16 protein-coding genes are annotated in these 17610 nt (G+C 58.8%); 5 read left to right on the top strand and 11 right to left on the bottom strand.

Features of this window, described 5'->3' with window-relative positions:
- Window positions 1-78: 78 nt before the first annotated feature.
- Window positions 79-459 carry a DUF2314 domain-containing protein gene (locus tag BLR29_RS18990; RefSeq protein ID WP_092138570.1) on the bottom strand — a complete coding sequence of 127 codons (381 nt, stop codon included), beginning with the start codon at window positions 457-459 and terminating at the stop codon, window positions 79-81.
- Window positions 460-578: 119 nt separating this feature from the next.
- Between BLR29_RS18990 and BLR29_RS18985 the strand changes: the two genes are divergently transcribed.
- A complete protein-coding gene (locus BLR29_RS18985) occupies window positions 579-1205 on the top strand; it encodes a DNA-3-methyladenine glycosylase I (protein ID WP_092138569.1) in 627 nt (208 codons plus the stop codon).
- Between the two features lie 480 nt (window positions 1206-1685).
- On the top strand, window positions 1686-2315 hold the full coding sequence (locus BLR29_RS18980) for a LysE family translocator (RefSeq protein ID WP_092138637.1): 630 nt from the start codon (window positions 1686-1688) through the stop codon (window positions 2313-2315).
- Window positions 2316-2399: 84 nt separating this feature from the next.
- Here BLR29_RS18980 and BLR29_RS18975 read toward each other — a convergent pair whose 3' ends face one another.
- From BLR29_RS18975 to BLR29_RS18955, 5 genes are all read right to left on the bottom strand, one after another.
- Window positions 2400-3392 (bottom strand): cation diffusion facilitator family transporter, encoded by a 993-nt coding sequence (locus BLR29_RS18975; RefSeq protein WP_092138636.1) that lies wholly within the window; start codon window positions 3390-3392, stop codon window positions 2400-2402.
- Window positions 3382-3927, bottom strand: coding sequence for a YbhB/YbcL family Raf kinase inhibitor-like protein (locus BLR29_RS18970; RefSeq protein WP_255371312.1), 546 nt, complete (start codon window positions 3925-3927; stop codon window positions 3382-3384). The genes BLR29_RS18975 and BLR29_RS18970 overlap by 11 nt, the downstream gene beginning before the upstream one ends.
- Window positions 3928-4147: 220 nt before the next feature.
- Window positions 4148-4468: a DMT family transporter gene (locus BLR29_RS18965; RefSeq protein WP_092138568.1), complete on the bottom strand. Its 321-nt coding sequence runs from the start codon at window positions 4466-4468 to the stop codon at window positions 4148-4150.
- Window positions 4469-4540: 72 nt separating this feature from the next.
- Window positions 4541-4993, bottom strand: coding sequence for a carboxymuconolactone decarboxylase family protein (locus tag BLR29_RS18960; protein WP_092138567.1), 453 nt, complete (start codon window positions 4991-4993; stop codon window positions 4541-4543).
- Window positions 4994-5113: 120 nt separating this feature from the next.
- Window positions 5114-6538: a MocR-like pyridoxine biosynthesis transcription factor PdxR gene (locus BLR29_RS18955; RefSeq protein WP_092138566.1), complete on the bottom strand. Its 1425-nt coding sequence runs from the start codon at window positions 6536-6538 to the stop codon at window positions 5114-5116.
- A gap of 200 nt (window positions 6539-6738) precedes the next feature.
- Between BLR29_RS18955 and BLR29_RS18950 the strand changes: the two genes are divergently transcribed.
- The 3 genes from BLR29_RS18950 to mobC all read left to right on the top strand — a co-directional run bounded on the left by BLR29_RS18950 (window position 6739) and on the right by mobC (window position 10556).
- The gene (locus BLR29_RS18950) at window positions 6739-7320 is read left to right on the top strand and encodes an LOG family protein (RefSeq protein WP_092138565.1); all 582 of its coding nucleotides are present in this window, start codon (window positions 6739-6741) and stop codon (window positions 7318-7320) included.
- Between the two features lie 1170 nt (window positions 7321-8490).
- Window positions 8491-9414, top strand: a complete 924-nt coding sequence (locus tag BLR29_RS18945; RefSeq protein WP_092138564.1) for a replication initiator protein A — start codon at window positions 8491-8493, stop codon at window positions 9412-9414.
- 599 nt (window positions 9415-10013) lie between these two features.
- Window positions 10014-10556 carry a plasmid mobilization relaxosome protein MobC gene (mobC, locus tag BLR29_RS18940; RefSeq protein WP_092138563.1) on the top strand — a complete coding sequence of 181 codons (543 nt, stop codon included), beginning with the start codon at window positions 10014-10016 and terminating at the stop codon, window positions 10554-10556.
- Window positions 10557-10924: 368 nt separating this feature from the next.
- Here the strand turns inward: mobC and BLR29_RS18935 are convergent, their stop codons facing one another.
- From BLR29_RS18935 to BLR29_RS18910, 5 genes are all read right to left on the bottom strand, one after another.
- Window positions 10925-11968 carry a TrbL/VirB6 family protein gene (locus BLR29_RS18935; protein ID WP_092138562.1) on the bottom strand — a complete coding sequence of 348 codons (1044 nt, stop codon included), beginning with the start codon at window positions 11966-11968 and terminating at the stop codon, window positions 10925-10927.
- Between the two features lie 262 nt (window positions 11969-12230).
- Window positions 12231-12986 carry a P-type DNA transfer protein VirB5 gene (virB5, locus tag BLR29_RS18925; RefSeq protein WP_176860993.1) on the bottom strand — a complete coding sequence of 252 codons (756 nt, stop codon included), beginning with the start codon at window positions 12984-12986 and terminating at the stop codon, window positions 12231-12233.
- Window positions 12976-13407: a hypothetical protein gene (locus BLR29_RS18920; protein WP_143018477.1), complete on the bottom strand. Its 432-nt coding sequence runs from the start codon at window positions 13405-13407 to the stop codon at window positions 12976-12978. Before BLR29_RS18920 ends, virB5 begins: the two co-directional genes overlap by 11 nt.
- Window positions 13408-13841: 434 nt before the next feature.
- Window positions 13842-14573 carry a hypothetical protein gene (locus BLR29_RS18915; protein WP_092138558.1) on the bottom strand — a complete coding sequence of 244 codons (732 nt, stop codon included), beginning with the start codon at window positions 14571-14573 and terminating at the stop codon, window positions 13842-13844.
- Window positions 14574-15748: 1175 nt separating this feature from the next.
- The gene (locus BLR29_RS18910) at window positions 15749-17599 is read right to left on the bottom strand and encodes an ATP-binding protein (protein ID WP_092138557.1); all 1851 of its coding nucleotides are present in this window, start codon (window positions 17597-17599) and stop codon (window positions 15749-15751) included.
- Window positions 17600-17610 lie beyond the last annotated feature (11 nt).

Below are 17610 nucleotides of genomic sequence, written 5' to 3'. Positions count from 1 at the left end.
AGGGTTGGCTTTTTTTATTGCCGCCGGCCGCGACGTCCGTCAATCCCGCGCGGTCCGGCGGGAAGCCGGGTCTGGCGCTCAGACGTCGTCGCCGGCCTTTACCGCCTCGCCGCCCTCTTCGCTTTCGAAGATGTTGATCACATGGCGCGCTTCGAAGCAGACCGGCAGGCCCGGGTTCATCTCGTCGGTGCAGTACGGCTGGTTGTCGAGCTCACCCCGGTACAGGTTACCTTCGCGACCGCTGACGATGACCCACATCCGCTCGACATGCATCTCCTCGGCGCCGTCCGCGTCCTCGGTGACGATACGGAAAATCAGCTTGACCTGCTGGCCGGGCTGCAGCGCGTCCCGCTGCTCCCGGGAAGGAATCCAGAACGTTTCCGGGTGTTGGGCGGCGATTTCCTCGCCGTCATCGAGCATCCAGCCGTCGTCTTCCAGTGTTGCCAATTGCATGTCCATTTCCAGCCCTTTCGACCCTTTACGCAAAACCATTTGTCCGGGCATGATCGTAGCAAAAGCGCCAGCGCGCCCGGGGGCACAGCCGGCACTTTCCATCCACTACAAGGAGTTTCAAGGCAATGACAATGTCCGAATCCGCGTCGCAGCATCGGGACCGCTGCGGCTGGTGCGGCACGATCGAGGATTACTGCCACTACCACGACAACGAATGGGGTTTTCCCGTCGACGACGACCGACGCCTGTTCGAGAAGATCTGCCTGGAAGGCTTTCAGTCCGGATTGAGCTGGCTGACGATCCTGCGCAAGCGCGAGGCGTTCCGCAAGGCGTTTGCCAACTTCGACATCGACAAGGTGGCGCGCTTCACTGACCGCGACGTGGAACGCCTGCTCGGCGACGCCGGCATCGTCCGGCACCGCGGCAAGATCGAGGCCGCCATCAACAATGCGAAGCGCGCGCAGGAGCTGCTGTCGACCGAGCCATCGCTGGCCGCCTATTTCTGGAAGTTCGAGCCGGACCCGAAAAGCCGGCCGAAGAAGATCACGCCCGAGGCCCTGCGCGAGATGACGACGTCTCCGGAATCGGTGGCGCTGTCGAAAGACTTGAAGAAGCGCGGCTGGAAGTTCGTCGGCCCGACCACGATGTACGCGCTGATGCAGGCCATGGGCCTGGTGAACGACCATCAGGAAGGCTGCTGGGCCCGCACGGAGGCGTTGCGTGCCCGCAAGGCATTCAAGGTGCCACGCTAAGGCGCGCCTGGGCGCGAAGTGGTGGCAGGGAATCGTCGACGGTATACGAGGCCGATCCCTCCATCTGCCGTGTCGGATGCCGAGTCATCCACAGGGCATTCCACCCTCGGCAACGGTCTGTATACGTAGTTCAGTATTGTTTACGTATACATGAATAGTAGTAGTAGATAGATGTGGCGCCTGCCCGTGGATAACCGGATTTTTCCCTTTTGCGTCAGCAGGTTGGCGAAAAGACAAGCGCAGGGGCAAGCGGGGTGCGTATACGTGGATAGTTTGGATGGACGTATACGCGGGGCGCCGATAGGTCCAGGTTATCCGTATACATCCCACATGCCACCCCCAGCCGGGCCACAGGCTTTTCATGTAGTTGTCCCCAGGTGCCGAAAAGATGTCCACAGGCAACGCGTGCGCATCGCGGTCAAACGCGGCACACTGGCGGATCGCTTGCGCCTTGCATGGCGCAGCTGCCTGGAGCCGCCGATGGATGCCACGACCTTGTTTCTCTACCTGATCGCCGTTGCCGCCGTGATGGTGACGCCCGGTCCGACGATGCTGCTGGCGCTCAGCAACGGCGCCACACGCGGCATGCGCGTGGCGTCCTGTGGGATTGCCGGCGCGGCGCTGGCGGACCTGATCCTGATCGGCGCGGTGGGTTGCGGGCTGGGCGCGGTGCTGCAGGCGTCCGAGCAGCTGTTTACGGTGATCAAATGGATCGGCGCGGCCTATTTGCTGTACCTCGCGTGGTCGATGTGGCGCGCGCCAACCCACGCGCTCGTGGCGGCGCCCGGGGCATCTTCCGCCAGCGGGCGCGCCGCGTTCCTGCGGGCACTGTTCGTGGCGCTCTCCAACCCAAAGACTTTGCTGTTTACGTCGGCGTTCGTGCCGCAGTTCGTCCATGCGGACAAGCCGGTGGCCATCCAGTACGTGATCCTGGCCGTCGTCGCCGCAGTCATGGATATCGTGATGATGGCGATCTACGCGTTCGGCGGCCGGCACGCGATGCGTACGCTGTCAGCACGCGCCGTGCAATGGATCAATCGCGGTTGCGCGGGCATGCTCGCCTTCCTGGCGGTCGGACTCAGCCTCTATCGGCGCAGCGATCTGCGCTGAGGGCGCGCCTGCGGCCTGGCGGAGACTGGCCTCGGAAGGCCACGTCTCGCCCGGCGGGGCCGTCATGGCGGACGCTTTAGACGATTAGGACATTTCCGACATGCCGGGCGCTGGGGCCAAATCTGGCGCCGCTGTCGGGCGGGCCGCGACGCGAACCGGATCCACGTGCGTCATGACGTTGAGCACGTCGTCACGTTGCATCGCCCGGCGGCGCGCCTCCGTGGCAATGGCATGGCCTGCCTCGACCGTCAGGTCGGCCTGGATTTCCAGGTGCACATCCACCAGCACCATATCGCCCATCTTGCGGGTCTTCAGATCATGCAGACCCAGCACGCCAGGGGTGGCGAGCATGACATCGCGCAAGTTGGCCACGGTCTCGTCATCGGCGGCACGGTCCATCAGATCCCCGAGGGCGTTCCAGCCGAACTGCAGACCCATCTTCGCCACCATCAGGCCGACGACGATCGCGGCCACCGGGTCCAGCACGTGATAGCCCAGCAGGTTGCCGCCGATGCCAAGTGCCACCACCAGCGAGGACGCCGCATCGGACCGCGCGTGCCAGGCATTGGCCACCAGCATGCTGGACCGCACGCGCTCCGCCACGTGCAGCATGTAGCGGAACAGCAATTCCTTGCCGGCCAGCGCGACCAGCGCCATCCAGAGCGCCACCAGCTTCACGGGCTGGACGCCCTCCGGGTGCTGGATCTTGCCGACGGCGCTCCACAGCATGCCGACGCCAACCGCCAGAAGCAGCGCGCCCAGCGCCAGCGACGCGGCCGTCTCGAACCGCTGATGACCGTACGGGTGATCGGTATCGGCATCCTTGTGGCTGTGATGGCCGGCAAACAGCACCACGAAGTCGGAGATCAGGTCCGACAAGGAATGCATGGCATCCGCGATCAGCGCTTGCGATCCCGCCAGGACGCCGACCACGCCCTGCGCCGCGGTCAGCGCAACGTTGACGACAACGCTGACCAGCGTGCTGCGCCGGCCGGCGATGTGCCGCGCCTCGGCGTTCGTGGCGGTCTCGCCCACCACGGGCGCATCGGATGCTCCGGCCACTTGCCTATCGGGCATAGCGTCCGACGATGCTTTGCCCGCCCAGCGCATGGCCTTTCAGGGCGTCGAGTACTTCCTGGCGCGTCATGCCGGGCTGCAGCGCGTTGGGCTCCAGATCCGTGGCGATGACGGTCAGCGTGTAGTGATGCGGCAAGTCGCCGACCGGCGGGCAGGGGCCGCGATAAACGGTATCGCCCCGAATGTTCTTGCCGACCGTGGCGCCCTTGCCCTCGGCCTGCCCTTCGCCCTGCTTCAGTTCATTGCGGCTGGCGGCGATGTTGTAGGCAACCCAGTGCGAGACACCCAGGCCGTTCTGGCCATCGGGGTCGTACAGGAACACGACCACCGAGCGCGCCTTCGGCGGCAGGTTTGACCACCCGACTTGCGGCGATACACCCTTGCCGCCGCAGTTATCGGTGTCGTTGCCGTGGAGCGTGGGAATGGTGCCTCCTTCCAGAAAGGAGGTGGAAGTGACCTCCATGCCGGCGGCATGAGCCAGCGTCGTGGCGGCGAGGAGGGCGGCGGCAGCGGCGAATCTGTATCGAGCAGGCATGCGAGCTCCGATTGGCGCGGATCAACGGGGTCCCGGGCTGGACGGGCCAGTGCCGGACAGGATCGGCTTCTGTTCCCGTCCCACCTTCGGAACAACGATTGACGGGCATAAGCAGATTCCCGGGAATCGTACCGCCAATTTCGGCGCTTGTTGATGTCGGATGGCGGAGGCGTTTGTGCACTGCACCCGGACGCCATGCAAGCGGCCCGGCAAACCGCCCTCAACTTCCCGAAGCCAGCTTGAGTCCGATAACGCCCGTCAGAATCAGAACAATGCAGAGCACCCTCATCGGCGCGGCGGAGTCACCGAGCACGATGATTCCCAGGATCGCGGTACCGGCCGCGCCAATACCGGTCCAGACCGCGTAGCCCGTCCCCATTGGCAGGGTACGGAGCGAGAGCGAAAGCAGAAAGACACTCGACAAACCGGCGGCGAGTGTCAACAGCGCGGGGATCAATCGCGTGAACCCTGCAGACGACTTCATGGCGAAGGCGAATGCAATTTCGAGAAGGCCGGCGATCCCTAGTAATACCCATGCCATATATGACAGGTTCCTTCCGTGATTTGAAAAGCGAGGCCTGCCCATACGGCAAGCACTCGCTCATGGGAGATTTCAGGCTTTTGCAGCAGCGGGGGTCGCGCGGAACGCAACGCCAAATCGGTTGAAGGCGTTCATCAAGCCGATCGCGTAGGTCAGATCGGCAAGCTCCTTGTCGCTGAACTCGGCCGCGGCAGCTTCGTAGTCGGCATCGGGAACACCAGTTTCGGCGACGCGTGTAACGGTTTCCGCCCAGGCCAATGCGACCCGCTCGCGGGCACTGAATACTTCGCCCGCTTCGTGCCACACGGGCACTAATACGAGCTTGTCCACGGCAAGACCGGACTTGAGCAAATCCCGCGAGTGCATGTCAATGCAGAATGCGCAGCCGTTGATTTGAGAAACCCGCAAATACACCAGATCGACGAGTTCTTTTGGCAGGCTGCCGTGTTGAAGCGTGCCGTACACGCCTCCGAAAGCCTTGTAGCCTTCGGGCGAGGCCTTGGCGTAATCGATACGAGCGGTCATGACGAATCCTTGATGTTGACTGATGAAGGACGCTATCGTGCCGCTTCTTGGCCTACCTCAAAAGATCCAAGATCGGTCTTGCACATTAGGCCATGATCGCCCCAAGGCGCACATTTTCGATCATGACATCAGCGTCAGGATGCGCCTTCCGAGATTCTCGGCCGTCTCTTCGGAGTCGATATTCGTGAAACCGAGAAGCAAGGCGGAGGCGCCATCGCGATTCGTGGTCCAATCGGTCAACGCTTCGGCGTACAAGCCCTCTTCCCGTATGCGCGCGGCAAGCCGGCGATCTGACTGCTGGCCTTGCAATCGCAAGATCAAATGCATGCCTCCCGGCTGTGAATCGATTTGCATGTGTTTCCCCAGCACGCTTTTCAAGCCTGCTGCTGTGGCTTCCCGACGCTCGGCATAGAGTTTCCGCATCCGTTGAATATGACGCGCGAAGTGTCCCTCGGTAATGAAGGCTGTGACGATGGCCTGGGTAAGCTGCGGACTACCGCCTGCCAAAGCCTGACTGATCGTCTCGAATCTCTCGACCTGCGCTTCCGGCACGACGAGATATGCAAGTCGAATGCTCGGAAACAGCACCTTGCTGAAGGTTCCTGCATACAGCACACGCCCATCGCGATCCAGGCTCTTCAACGCCGCCAGAGGACGGCTGACATACCGATACTCGCCGTCGTAATCGTCCTCGATAATCCATGCGTGATTTCGCGCGGCCCAGTCCAGCAACGCCTGCCGCCGCGTCAGGGACAGCGACACACACAGTGGACTCTGATGCGCAGGCGTGACCACCGCTGCGCGCGCCCGCGGCGCTAGCCTGATGCCTTCGGAAACGACTAGCCCCTCCTGGTCTACCGGCAACGGGACTGCCGCAATCTGCATGTGCCCCAATATTTCTCGCGTCGGCGGGTATCCGGGGTTTTCAAGCCAAACGCGATCGCCCGCCTTCAGCAAGGCATGCGTAATCAACTCGATGGTGTGGCGATATCCCGATGTCACGAATATCTGATGCGGGGCGCAATTGATGCCACGCGAAACCTGGAGATATGCGGCGATCTCGGCGCGCAGCGCCTGCGAACCGAATACGGACGGATGAACCATGTCCGACGGCTGCATGGCGCGTACACATCGCGCGCCCAGTCGAGCCCAGATCTTTCGGGGAAACATATCGAGGGCAGGCAACCCCATCTGGAACGGCAGGATGGAATCCGGGCGATAACTCGTCGCATCGACGCCGATTTTGGGCGGGGGCGTCGCGGTTGCCATGCGCGATTGCGGCTTGAGGCCCGGCGTCACAATGGTCCCTGCCTGGCCGCGAGCCTGAATGTACCCCTCGGCGGCCAACAAGGAATAGGCAGCCTCGATCGTGCCTCTTGCCAGACCCAACTCTTTCGTCAGCGCGCGTGCTGAAGGGATTCGGTCACCCGGCTTCAACACTCCGCCGGTAATGGCGCCACGAAAACGCTCGTAGATCTGCCGGTAGAAAGGCGCGGCCGCCGCGGGATCCAACGGCGGAATACTGCGGGTCTTTGTCTCGGTCATGGTCTAGTCAATATTGCAGATTAATTACTGGCGACCATACCATGTCAAACCGGCGTGGCGGTGCGGGGCAAGCCAGAATGACATGTTCCGGGCGGGCCCGCCAACCCGAATCATGGACCAGCCGCAATTGCCATTTATGGACCTTGGGGACGGGTCATGGGATTCGTAGACTTCCCGGACCTCAGGAGAATCCATCGGCCATGACGAGACGTTCAATCAAGACCATCGCTGTATTTTGCGGATCGAACTACGGCGCATCGGAGGCGTTTGCCGAAGGAGCGCGAGCGCTCGGTCAGGCACTGGGGAAAGCGGGAATCACCGTTGTATATGGCGGGACGACAAAAGGCCTGATGGGCGTTGTCGCCGATGCCGCGCTGGCTTCCGGCGGCAACGTCCATGGCGTGATTACCGAAAACCTGCATCGGCGCGGGCAATCGCATCTGGATCTGACCAAACAGGAAATCACGCCGACGCTGCGCAGCCGGAAGGAACGCATGGTCGAGCTCGCCGACGCCTTTATCGCGCTGCCGGGTGGAATTGGGACGATTGAAGAGCTGATGGAGGTATGGACCATGAACCAGCTTTCGGAGATCGACAAACCCGTCGGTCTGTTGAACGCCGCCAGCTTTTTCGCGCCGTTTCTGGGGTTCATCGACCATATGGTCAACACGAAATTCCTGCCCGCGGCGCATCGGCATTCGATAGTCGTGGATACAGACGCGAGTGCCTTGATCGACAAGCTTCGCAGCCATGTATGCGTCGATGTACCCAAATGGCTATAGCGCCGCCACTGGCCTGCCGCTATTCGTTCTGGACGAAAAAAAAAGAGCCGACCTCAAGTCGGCTCTTCTTGTCAGGCAGGCATCTCGTGCGCTCGTCCAGGAAACGCATCCTTGCGCGCCGCGCAAAAATATCGTTCCCGTCTCACGTCTTGAATCACGTCCTGATGTTCTGGTGGACCGAAGGAGGATCGAACTCCCGACCTCTGCATTGCGAATCCCATTCGCATGCGCGCAACCCTTTGATTCCAAAGCACGCTGTGCCAGGATTGCCCAACTGCATCAAGTACCTAGGCTCTTTCCGGTATATCGAGTTATGCCGAAGTATTCGGCACTCTACCAGAAGAATTTGCACTGCTCTTGGACAGAATTTGGACAAGGCTTGTGACATCGATGGTGCATCAGCCCCGTTGACGACGAGGGGTTACACACAAGTATAATCGCTGCACCGGAATGGCTTGCAGTCCGGTGCGCGCCTTGAAAAAGTCCGTCATGGGGCGTGCACCTGGAGGCCATGAAAGCGAGCAGGACGGCTGCGTTCGCCTTAAAGAGTGTGGATAAGGCGAACAAGAGCGAGTGGATAAACAGCGCGGGGTAGCGCCCGTGGAGAAACGCCACGGCAGGAGCTTACGAGATCTTCTGCTGCCAAAACAAGGGGCGTCCCCAGGGGGCGCTAGCCCAGTGGAAGCGGGTGTTTCGGAAAATACATCAAACAGCCGTGAACCAAGTCCTGATGGCTGGGATTGGCAGATACCGGATCACACACCTCTCGGTTGCGGCCGCGCGCACAACAGTGCTCGCGGCCACCCACAGAGGTGTTCCATCTTGGCTTTCACAAAGCTTACTCTTCTTGAGTACCTAACCCCGCTTTACCCCCCCACGCTGTCGGTTCGGCAGGTGAGTGAAATCACCAGCGAGACAGCGCAGACGATTAGGAATGCACTCTCTCAGGGCCGCTACCCCATCCCTTCGTTCAAGATGGGTAGCAAGCGTGCCTTCCGTCTAATCGATGTGGCGGCTTATATCGACGGCCTTTGCACGGCAGACCCGAGCCACCCAGCGAACAAGCGGCCGAAACGGGGTCGACCCACAAAGGCGCTGCAGCTAGCCAAGACGTTGGCGCATACCCCGACAGCAGGAAAGGACCACGCCCCAGCACTTCGAGGGTAAGCCATGCCCTTCGACACAGTGCCCACCAAGCAGCCTTCCGCCGGCAGCGGAAGGCTCCTGCCTGATCGTTATACCCAACGGGATTTCTTCGTCGCAGACATTCTCGATGCCGCACCGAAGGACGACATAGCGTCAATGGAACACCCCTTGTTCGCGCTCAAGGCCGGAGACCGGCGCATCAGACGGTATGAACACAACGGCCAGAGCATCGAGGTTCAACCAGGAGCAAAGGGGCTGGCAACCATCCACGACAAAGACATTTGGATCTACTGCATCAGTCAGTTGGTTGAAGCGATGAATCGAGGCCGAAACGACACGGACCGCACTATTCACTTCACGGCGTATGACTTCCTTAGCGCCACCAACCGTGGCACAAGCGGTCGCAGTTACGAGAGACTCAGCGATACGTTAGAGCGGCTCGCTGGCTCACGCATCATTACTAACATCAAGACGAATGACATTCGCGAGAAGGCTGGCTTCGGTCTGATCGAAGCCTTTCGCATTATCGAACGCAGTTCAAGTGATAACCGGATGGTAGCCGTGTCGGTGGTACTCCCTGAATGGCTCTACCGGTCGGTAAAAACCAAGCAAGTGCTGACCCTCAGCCGCGAATACTTTCGACTGCGCAAACCGTTGGACCGGCGCATCTATGAACTGGCGCGCAAGCATTGCGGTGCGCAGCCCAAATGGGGCATATCGCTGTCTCTTTTGCGTACCAAGGCTGGTAGTACCGCGAGTCTGCGAGAGTTTCGGCGCCTGGTGAAGGAACTGGCAGAAAGCAACAGCCTTCCCGACTATCAAATGGCGTTCAATCATGAGCGCGACACCATGACCTTCTATGCCCGTGGCCCGAAGGGAGCCAAGGCCAGGATTGGCGACCTTCTGACGGCTCGCGGCGTATCGTCTGCCAAAGGAGAGCGTGGGTGAAAGCACGTGTATCCCTCGCTGTGGATAAGTCTCCACCACCTGTGAATTGGGACGTGCGGTCACCCACGCTCTCCTGTGAATTGACACGTGCTTTCACACGCCCACGGTCTCGTGCATTTGCCCACACGAAGGCATCGCCAAGCCAGTCGCCGCGCGGATTTCAAGAAACCGTAACGCGCGCGCGCGGATTAACTTTATTTAAAATCTTTAACGCGACGGGCGGCTTCACGGCATTACCTTCGGGGCATCCTCCAGCCCCCTGCGCGCCCCCCCAAACTATCGGGGCCCCTTTGGGGCCAAGCAATCATTCCTCCGCGCCCTTCGGGCTTGGGCATCCCCTTCGGCTGCACCCCGCGTCCGACCTTGCCGGACTGGCAGCGGGAGCAGGCACAGCGGGCTACGCCCTTGACCTACTCCCTTGCCATAGGCTTGATGGCTTCCAGCGGCATCAAGGGTTCGCTTCGCCGGCATCCTCGCCCGTTCGGTGCTCGGGCCAGGCGGCCCTGCGCTCCGCATGCGGCCTCCGGTGCCGCCCTTGACCCCGCATTCAGCCAAACACCGAGATCCTCAAAGCGAGGCTTCATTGAGATCGGATATTTATGACTGAACTCAGAAAAGAACTGAAAGCGCGCGTTCAGCCGGAAGTCAAAGCGGCGTTCGAGCGCTGCGCTAGAAGCCGTCGTATGACGGAATCCGAGCTGTTGCGGACATTGGTCATGGCCGAAGTCGGTCAGGAATCGTCCTCGTACGAGCCGGCGAAGCCTCATCTAAGCCGCCTAAGTACCGAACGCGTTACAGTGCGCTTGGCGGCCTTCCTACGCGATGCTGCCAAGGAGCGAGCCAGGACGGGTGGCATGGCTCTGGGCCGTTGGGTTGCCGCGCTTGTACAAACCAACGTCACCAGCCTCCCGGTATTGACGGATGCGGAGTTGGCGGCCGTGTTGGCGGCCAACCGAGAGCTGGCCGCCATCGGCCGCAACATCAACCAGATCACCCGCAACCTAAACGAGGGTTTTCAGGAAACCGAGCGTGTAAAGCTGGAGAAGCTACAGGAACTGGCCGCCGCGATCGCGTCAGAACGCCAGGCCATCCGTGAGTTGGTCAGAGCAAGCCGGCAAGCTTGGAGCGGCGACATGGAATGAGATTCGACAATATCGAGTTCGGCAGATCCTGTCGGGCCCCGCGTTCCGATTAGCACTTGCTGTGGCTGCGCGCCTGGCCCGACTGAGTGCCGTCGCTTTGCAGACAGCGCGCTCTACGCCCATCACCGAGCGACAGACCATTTCTTGGTCGTACTGAATGCTCAGTGTACGGTCGATCGATGCAGGCGGTTCAGGCGGCCATGTGCCCGAAGCCGCGCCCGCCGGGCGCGGGTTGCCGGTAGGGGCCGGGGCGGTAGCCCTGCCGCGCAGCGGCACCCCGTAGCCCGGCAAAGGTATGGCAGCCTCTGTGTAGGATCGGACCTAGACTGGTTTATTAGGCAAGGAGTTCTAGCCCCCCGCCCAAGGTGCTAGCGTTGCGCCACACGATTCGCACGGTTCCCCGTGATCCTCCTGTAGACCGCCATGGGAGCACCTGCCGTGGTTCGGGCTGCTCCCCCGACAATTCGGGCGTCTGCACGGGCTTTGTGGAGACTGCGCTGGATATTTGAAGGTCGCAGGCCCGCCGCCCCGCCTCTTGCCTTGCCGTATACCCATGCTGCAGCGCCGAGCGTGCTGATCGCAGTACCGCCTCCCAGCGATGCAGCGATTGACGGGAGTTGCATCATCACGAGTGCACCGATGATGCAGAAACCAATTGCGGGAAGTGCCTGACTTGGCGAAGGGTCAGCGAGCAAGCCAGATCCGCTTGCCTCAAGCAGGTACTTCTGCAGTATGGTCAAGATCAGCTTGATTGCGGCGGCCGTCAGCACCACCAGGAACACATAGTTCAACGCCTGATTCAGCCAGGATTCAAAGAGTCGTTTCGTACCTTCAAAGATAAGCAACAACACAAAAATTGGACCGATTCCAAGGATGATTGCCAAGGCGGCTTTCGAAAGTGCCAAGAGAAAAGCTCCATAGGCGGTAGCGACCAAGCCTGCAGACCAGATCATGATTGCCGTTGTCAGCATGCCAAGGTCTGGGATCAAGCCGCCAGTCGCGTTTGCGGAATCCCAAAACGCGTGACCAAGGTCGTACATCTTCGACATGAGACTGTCGAGGAACTGGATGTTGCTGCCACTGTTCGAATAGCCGGATGCCACGTAAGCGGCAAGCTCATCAGGGGCATTCCACAAGAAGTCGGCAATGTATCCACTGTAGTTACCAATGCTTAGAGCGATGCTACAGATAACGGACAGCCTTATCAGCCGCGTCGTACCGTCGAGGACCGGCTCTTGAATCATCCCTCGCATCATTGCCCAGCCCCACAACATTACGTAGATCATTAACAACGTACTGGCCGTCGGGGTAATCGCTTGAATGACGTTCGTGGCCACAGTCGAGACGTAGCTGCCAAGAGCGTTGTTAAGCTCCGAGAACGCTCGTTCGTAAAAGTGAAAATCAGCCGCCATCGTTACCAGCCCTTCGGGAGGTTTGGTCTAGCAGCATCTTGTGCCATAGCCGCTTTTACCCGCTGACACGTCGCATTCTCATAACCTGACTTCCCACGACAGTACGTCTGGAAGAACTCGCTCGATTTCATGGTGCGCCCATTAACAGTGGGATTGTGAGGGTCCACGATCTTCGGCACATCGTCGCTGCACGCCGTAAGCAAACCAAGCATCAGCATGTTGGACATCAATAGCTTTCTCATGTCTTGTTCCGTAAAGCTCTTCACCAGCCTGCAGGGAGTGCCGGCCGGGCGGCCTTCATCGCAATCTCACGCGCTTGTTGCTGCTGAATATCACGCTGAGCTTGGGCGAGGTAGGCCATCGTCTGCAGCTTGACCTGTTCGTTCTGAATCATCACCTGCTCCGCTTGGATTCTGGCTTGTAGATCAAGAATGTCCTTCTGATCAGGAGCGGCGTTTACCTTGTCCAGCAACTGCTGTATGGCGCCAAATCGTTGGCTTGCTTGGCGATATCCCTCCTCCCCAATCGCTCGGTTGAGAGCATTTTGGTTTTGTGCATTCATGAACGCCTTTCCGGAGTCGCTCGTCGAACGCAATCTCGTAGCACTGACATCCAATAGCTTGGCCGCATCACGAATGGCGGCAATCGAGCCCGAAATGCCAGCGGATAGGCCGCTGCCGTTCAGCATGGTTTGGTACTCAGATGGCAGATAGTTGCGTAGCGCGGGGTTGTTGACCAGGCTCGCCATGCCACGAATCCCGTTCAGGCTGTCGTACTGCTGCTTCATCTGCAATACCTGTTGTTCCATCTGTTGCAGTTGCTTCGCCCAGGCAACTACCTGCTGGACTTGTTGTGCCAGGCTCGCCGCGTCGATGACCGGGATGCCCTGCGCGAAGCAGGCCCGTGAGACCGCTTGCATACCTACGATGACTAGAAGAAGGATTCCTTGCTTGGCTCGCTTGTTCGATATGCGCGAAGGTCGGAGGGAATTTCGCGGACGCGAAAATTTATCGATCACTAGTCTCTCCACCATCAGTGTTGGTAGGAGCGGCCGCCCGGAAGGCCATCGCAGCTTGGCCGCCAAGAAACACGCCCATCCCAATCGTCAGTTCAAGCGGTTCTGCATGTTCGACTGCGTCATAGCAGGCACGCAGGAACAGGAACCAAGAGAAAAGCAGGCAGAAGTGAATGAACAAGAAACTGGCACTGCGATAGGACAGAAGGCTATCAACGCCGCCGCCTTCAGCGATCGTTCGAGCCACCCGCAATGCCCGATGAGTAAGGGTCGCAACAATCATCGTCGCGATCAGAACCGCGGCGAAGGTAATCGTAACCATCTCCAGACGAGGTAATTCTCCGCCCATAATTGGGACTCCATCAAAAAGATTGACAAGCGCCAAGTCAAATGAAATAGCTTGTCGAGCGGTCACTACCTTCATCGCCTCGAATCAAGGCCCGACAAGGAGCAGCGGGAAATTCACATAAATTAACGATGGCGCCATGACAAGCAAATTCACCATATCCAATTCACATTAATCACTGGGTATTTAGAATTTTGATATTTATTCTACTCAATTTATTCGATTTCAGCCAAGGCGGGCCAGCCGAGCTAAATGGCAGGCCCACCACGCGATCAATCTGAATCGGAGGAGTATTTTGATTAGAAACCACGATGCTACGCGGTTTTATTGTCTGAAAACCGGATGGCTATTCGCCAACCCATCTCAATGGCTTGTACGCGCCGGCGGAACACTCCGCCTGAAAACAAGTAGGTCAGGGGCGCAGAGATTATGGGTAGGAGAGAACTGCTCCACCGAAGATTCTGCGCCCCTGAGCTCGAAGCTGTAAGTTGACTCGCCCTCAGAAAGCGGTGTTAAGGAACATTGCCGAAGGCCGGATACAGCAGTGAATTCCTAGCCGGCGAATAAATGGCACCGTCCGAACGAGCCGCCAGAAGTTCTTTCTCCGCCCATCCTTGCCGCACAAGGTCGGCAATCACCTCGTCAGTGAGATCGACGCCCCCACGGCCGCCAAAAATGTCGTTCAGTGCAGCATCAAACGAGAGCGATTTTTCGATGGCCTTGCGTAGCTCCGGCAAGGGGTAACCGCCAATCATGCGCGCACCTATTTCATCATCGTCCATGCTGACGGAGAAGAAATTGCCATGAAGTTCGTAAGAGCCGCCCCAGTGAATCAGGAGCTGCTGGCCGGCATCAGAAATCCCGAATTTCCTCGGGGTTCCATGCCAAGCGAGGCAGGTACAGATCCGTTCGTTCGGCTCCAGCAGCCAAGCGTCACCATCGACTGTGGAGAACAGGATCAGAGGCCCATCAGCCAGAATCTCCGGGCCTGTGACGATGGAAATCGAACGCCCGGCAATTGCGGCATCTACTGCGCGCTGGCATTCGCCTACCAGGCTGGGCTGGGACGCCAGCCTTTCTGTTTCGCGAGCGCAAAGAGTGACATGATGCCAATGGTCATACCCCTCCCCGCGAGCAACCCGATCGAGGGCGTCGCTATGGGGAATCTTGTACTTACGCTTGGCTTTTTTTGCCGCTTGCTTGAGCTTTTCAACAGCAACGGCGGACGTCGGGATGTAGCGCATCTCAGAAACTCCTTCTGTGCATGCGGAAAGCCGGTGCCCATTGCCGATTACCGCGAGAAAGGAATCTCATGGAATGGTGAGAAGAAGGTCGTCCCTCCGGGTTCGCCAAGGATGGGCAGCGGGCGTCGACCAAGCCCTAGCGAGGATAATACTGAGGGAATGGGGCGTATGCAACACAAGCAAGGAATCAGGCGCATGTCGAACGATCACTCGTCGAGGCGAACGCCATGCAAGATTTTCGCGTCCGCGAAAATCTTGGCTGGGAGAGTCACGTGGGTAGGCGCGTGTGATCTTGCTGATTGCTCCCAGCAATGCCCCATGTTTGCATGCAAGGTGCATTCCATGCGAATGGAAATGCCGTAGAACTGCCGTAGAACTGCCGTAGAACTGCCTCAGAGTGAGCAGTTGAGACTGGAACTGACTTTTTGACCTGCAAATGTACGCTCTTTGTACGTTTTTTGTACCGAATAAGTTCTGCGAGCGTACTGCTTATGTTCTGATTCTGTACGCGCTTTGTACTGTACGAAGTTGGAGAATGTGGGAGGTAAAATACTAGGGCAGGATAGGCACTCGTGCCGCTTTTGTGGCACAAACGACTGCGTTCATGTGCCCAAAGTTAGATAGCCGGTGACATGTGGGGCGGTTGCTAGATCGTGGAGAAAGCCCGGCGAATTCACAATTGTCGAGTGCGGAAAGGGCTGCCGCCGAGAACTAGCTCACTGGGATGCAAGACATGCACCCCGCGTTTACTATTGCCACTCGTTCACTAGGACCATTTTCGATGCGAACCTACAGCGGAGAGGTTGTGCCTCACGCCAGCCAGGGCTGGTACTGGCGAGTCTTTGAGGAAGATACGAACGATATCGATTGCCACAAGATCGAAGTCGCAAATAGCGGGACCCTTGTATATCCCGCCAGCGCCGCTGGGCAAGAATCTGCCTATGCAGACATGATTGAAGCTCAACGGGTAGCGCCGCGCACGGACCCCTGGCCGTTTCCACTGATTCCGTAGCGGTGTCTTCGGTGGCTGAGTCTCAGCCCTTCCTGTCAGTGGCTTAGCGCACCAGAGTATGTTCGACTTGAGCCGCGGCTATCTTGCTCGCGTCAGTCGATGACCTGGGAGTGATCGCTTTCAAGCCTGCTATCGCGCGATAGCAGGCCGCCACACAGGGCTATTAAGCAAGCATGGCGTGGATTGATCTCAGCCAGCTGGAAACTTCTCCCAATGCGTCGCTATGTGCCAGCCTGAGGGGCGTCATCTTTGCAGCCGCATCGCGATTTAGACGCTTCTTCGCTCGACTGATCTTATCCGATAGCTCCTTGGGATCGGCTAAAACATTCTCCCATGGCTTCAGACTGCCCGACGATTCGTGAACGGCCTTCGCCACGATCAGCGGCACGTCACACGCATCTGTGAAGGTAATTGCGATACCGTTCATGCCGTCCGAGATTGCATCGGCATGCAAATAGTTCTCCAGCTCGCGCTTCCCTGTGATGACCGCCCACGATCCATCTCCACGGGCATTGACCGCATCGCATTCGGGCTGGTACTTGGGTGGCGTATCGTCGTCGCGATCGTAAATGTGCACCTCCGGAAGACTGAGGTTCTTCAGATAGTGCTTGGCCACCCATTGCTTCAGGGAGCCGCCGCCGAGGGGTACTAGCGCCACGCGGTTGTCCGTGGTGAAGTCCACGACATCGGCAATCTCAGGCTTGAGCAAAGCGCTGACGCGCTCCAGGAACTCGATATCGTTCGTCCCTTCGACAAAAACTAGGACCTGTACCCGGCGATCGGGCAGCACGCCTAGCTCGTTCGCGATAGCAGCCAAGTCGTCAGCGTTGCAATGTGAAACAGTCGCTGTGCCGTCAGCTTGCTTGCGAACGTACCGTAGGCTGTCGCTTGGCAGGAGTCCAGCCAGGCCCGGTGTATGGGAAGTGACCAACACTTGGGTGTTCTCATCTACGGCGAGCTCTTTAAGTGCCTGAACAAGCAACCGTTGGTTATCGGGATGCTGCGATGTTTCTGGCTCTTCGATGGCGTAGATGACGCTCAGCGCCCCCTTCTCGGTGCGTCGTCTCTCTGCTTCGGCACGGAAGAAATTCAGCAGGATGAGGCGGCGAACACCGCTCCCGCGCTTGTTGATGGGAATGTCGTTATCTCCTACCAGGCCGAATTTGAAAACATCCCATTTGGGGTCGGTCTTGAAGAATGGCTTGAGTTCGCGCGCCAACCGACTGTCCATTTCATTCAGTTTTTCAAGCGTGCGATTTGCAACATTCTCCGCCCGCTGCCTCACGGCGTCCTCGATCTTCTTCAGATCATCTGCCATTTCCTTCAGCGCTTGGGTGATGGCAAATTTGAGCGGGCTCTGAACTTCGTCATCACCGTCGTGGCTCGGGCGGTCCGAGCGGAAGAGCGCGTACATTGGAAGTTGAGGCTTGAGTGCATCCCAAACCTTCTTTGCATCTTCCTTGTCGAGAGGAATTTGCGTGCTTTGGAGCGTTAGTGGCTGGCAGAACTCACGGATAGCTTGCCGCATGCTCCCGTTGACCGCGAGTTTCACAGTCGACTCGGCAATACCCAGTTTCTTGATTCTTGTTTTCAGGTCGCTATTCTTGAGCGTAAGCAGGTCGGAAGCATCTGCATTCGTTGGGTGTTCCGCCACTGCGAAAACCGATTCCTTCGGCGTCTTGCCCGAGCAGTCCCACTCTTTGATTATTTCTAACTCGCCTTTCCCATTCAATAGGTACTCAGCAGCGAGCGTAGTGCGAGCGGAGGCATCGAGAACCAATTCAGAAGGCAGGCTCGTGAATGCGCAGCCGATGCGGATTGACGTTCCAGCGGCATACACACACGCGTCACCGCGTTCTGGCTTGCCATCATTGAAGAAGATCTCAAGTGCCTCCAAGATTGTTGACTTGCCAGCGTCGTTCTTTCCTATGAACGCCGTTAGGTCGTCGATCTCAATCCGAGTCCTTTGAGCGTATCCTCGGAAGTTTTCTAGGGTCACTGCGGCAAGTTTCATGATCCCTCCAT

Source organism: Cupriavidus sp. YR651 (assembly GCF_900101625.1).
Lineage (GTDB): Bacteria > Pseudomonadota > Gammaproteobacteria > Burkholderiales > Burkholderiaceae > Cupriavidus.
This window is presented reverse-complemented; position numbering and strand designations above follow the sequence as displayed.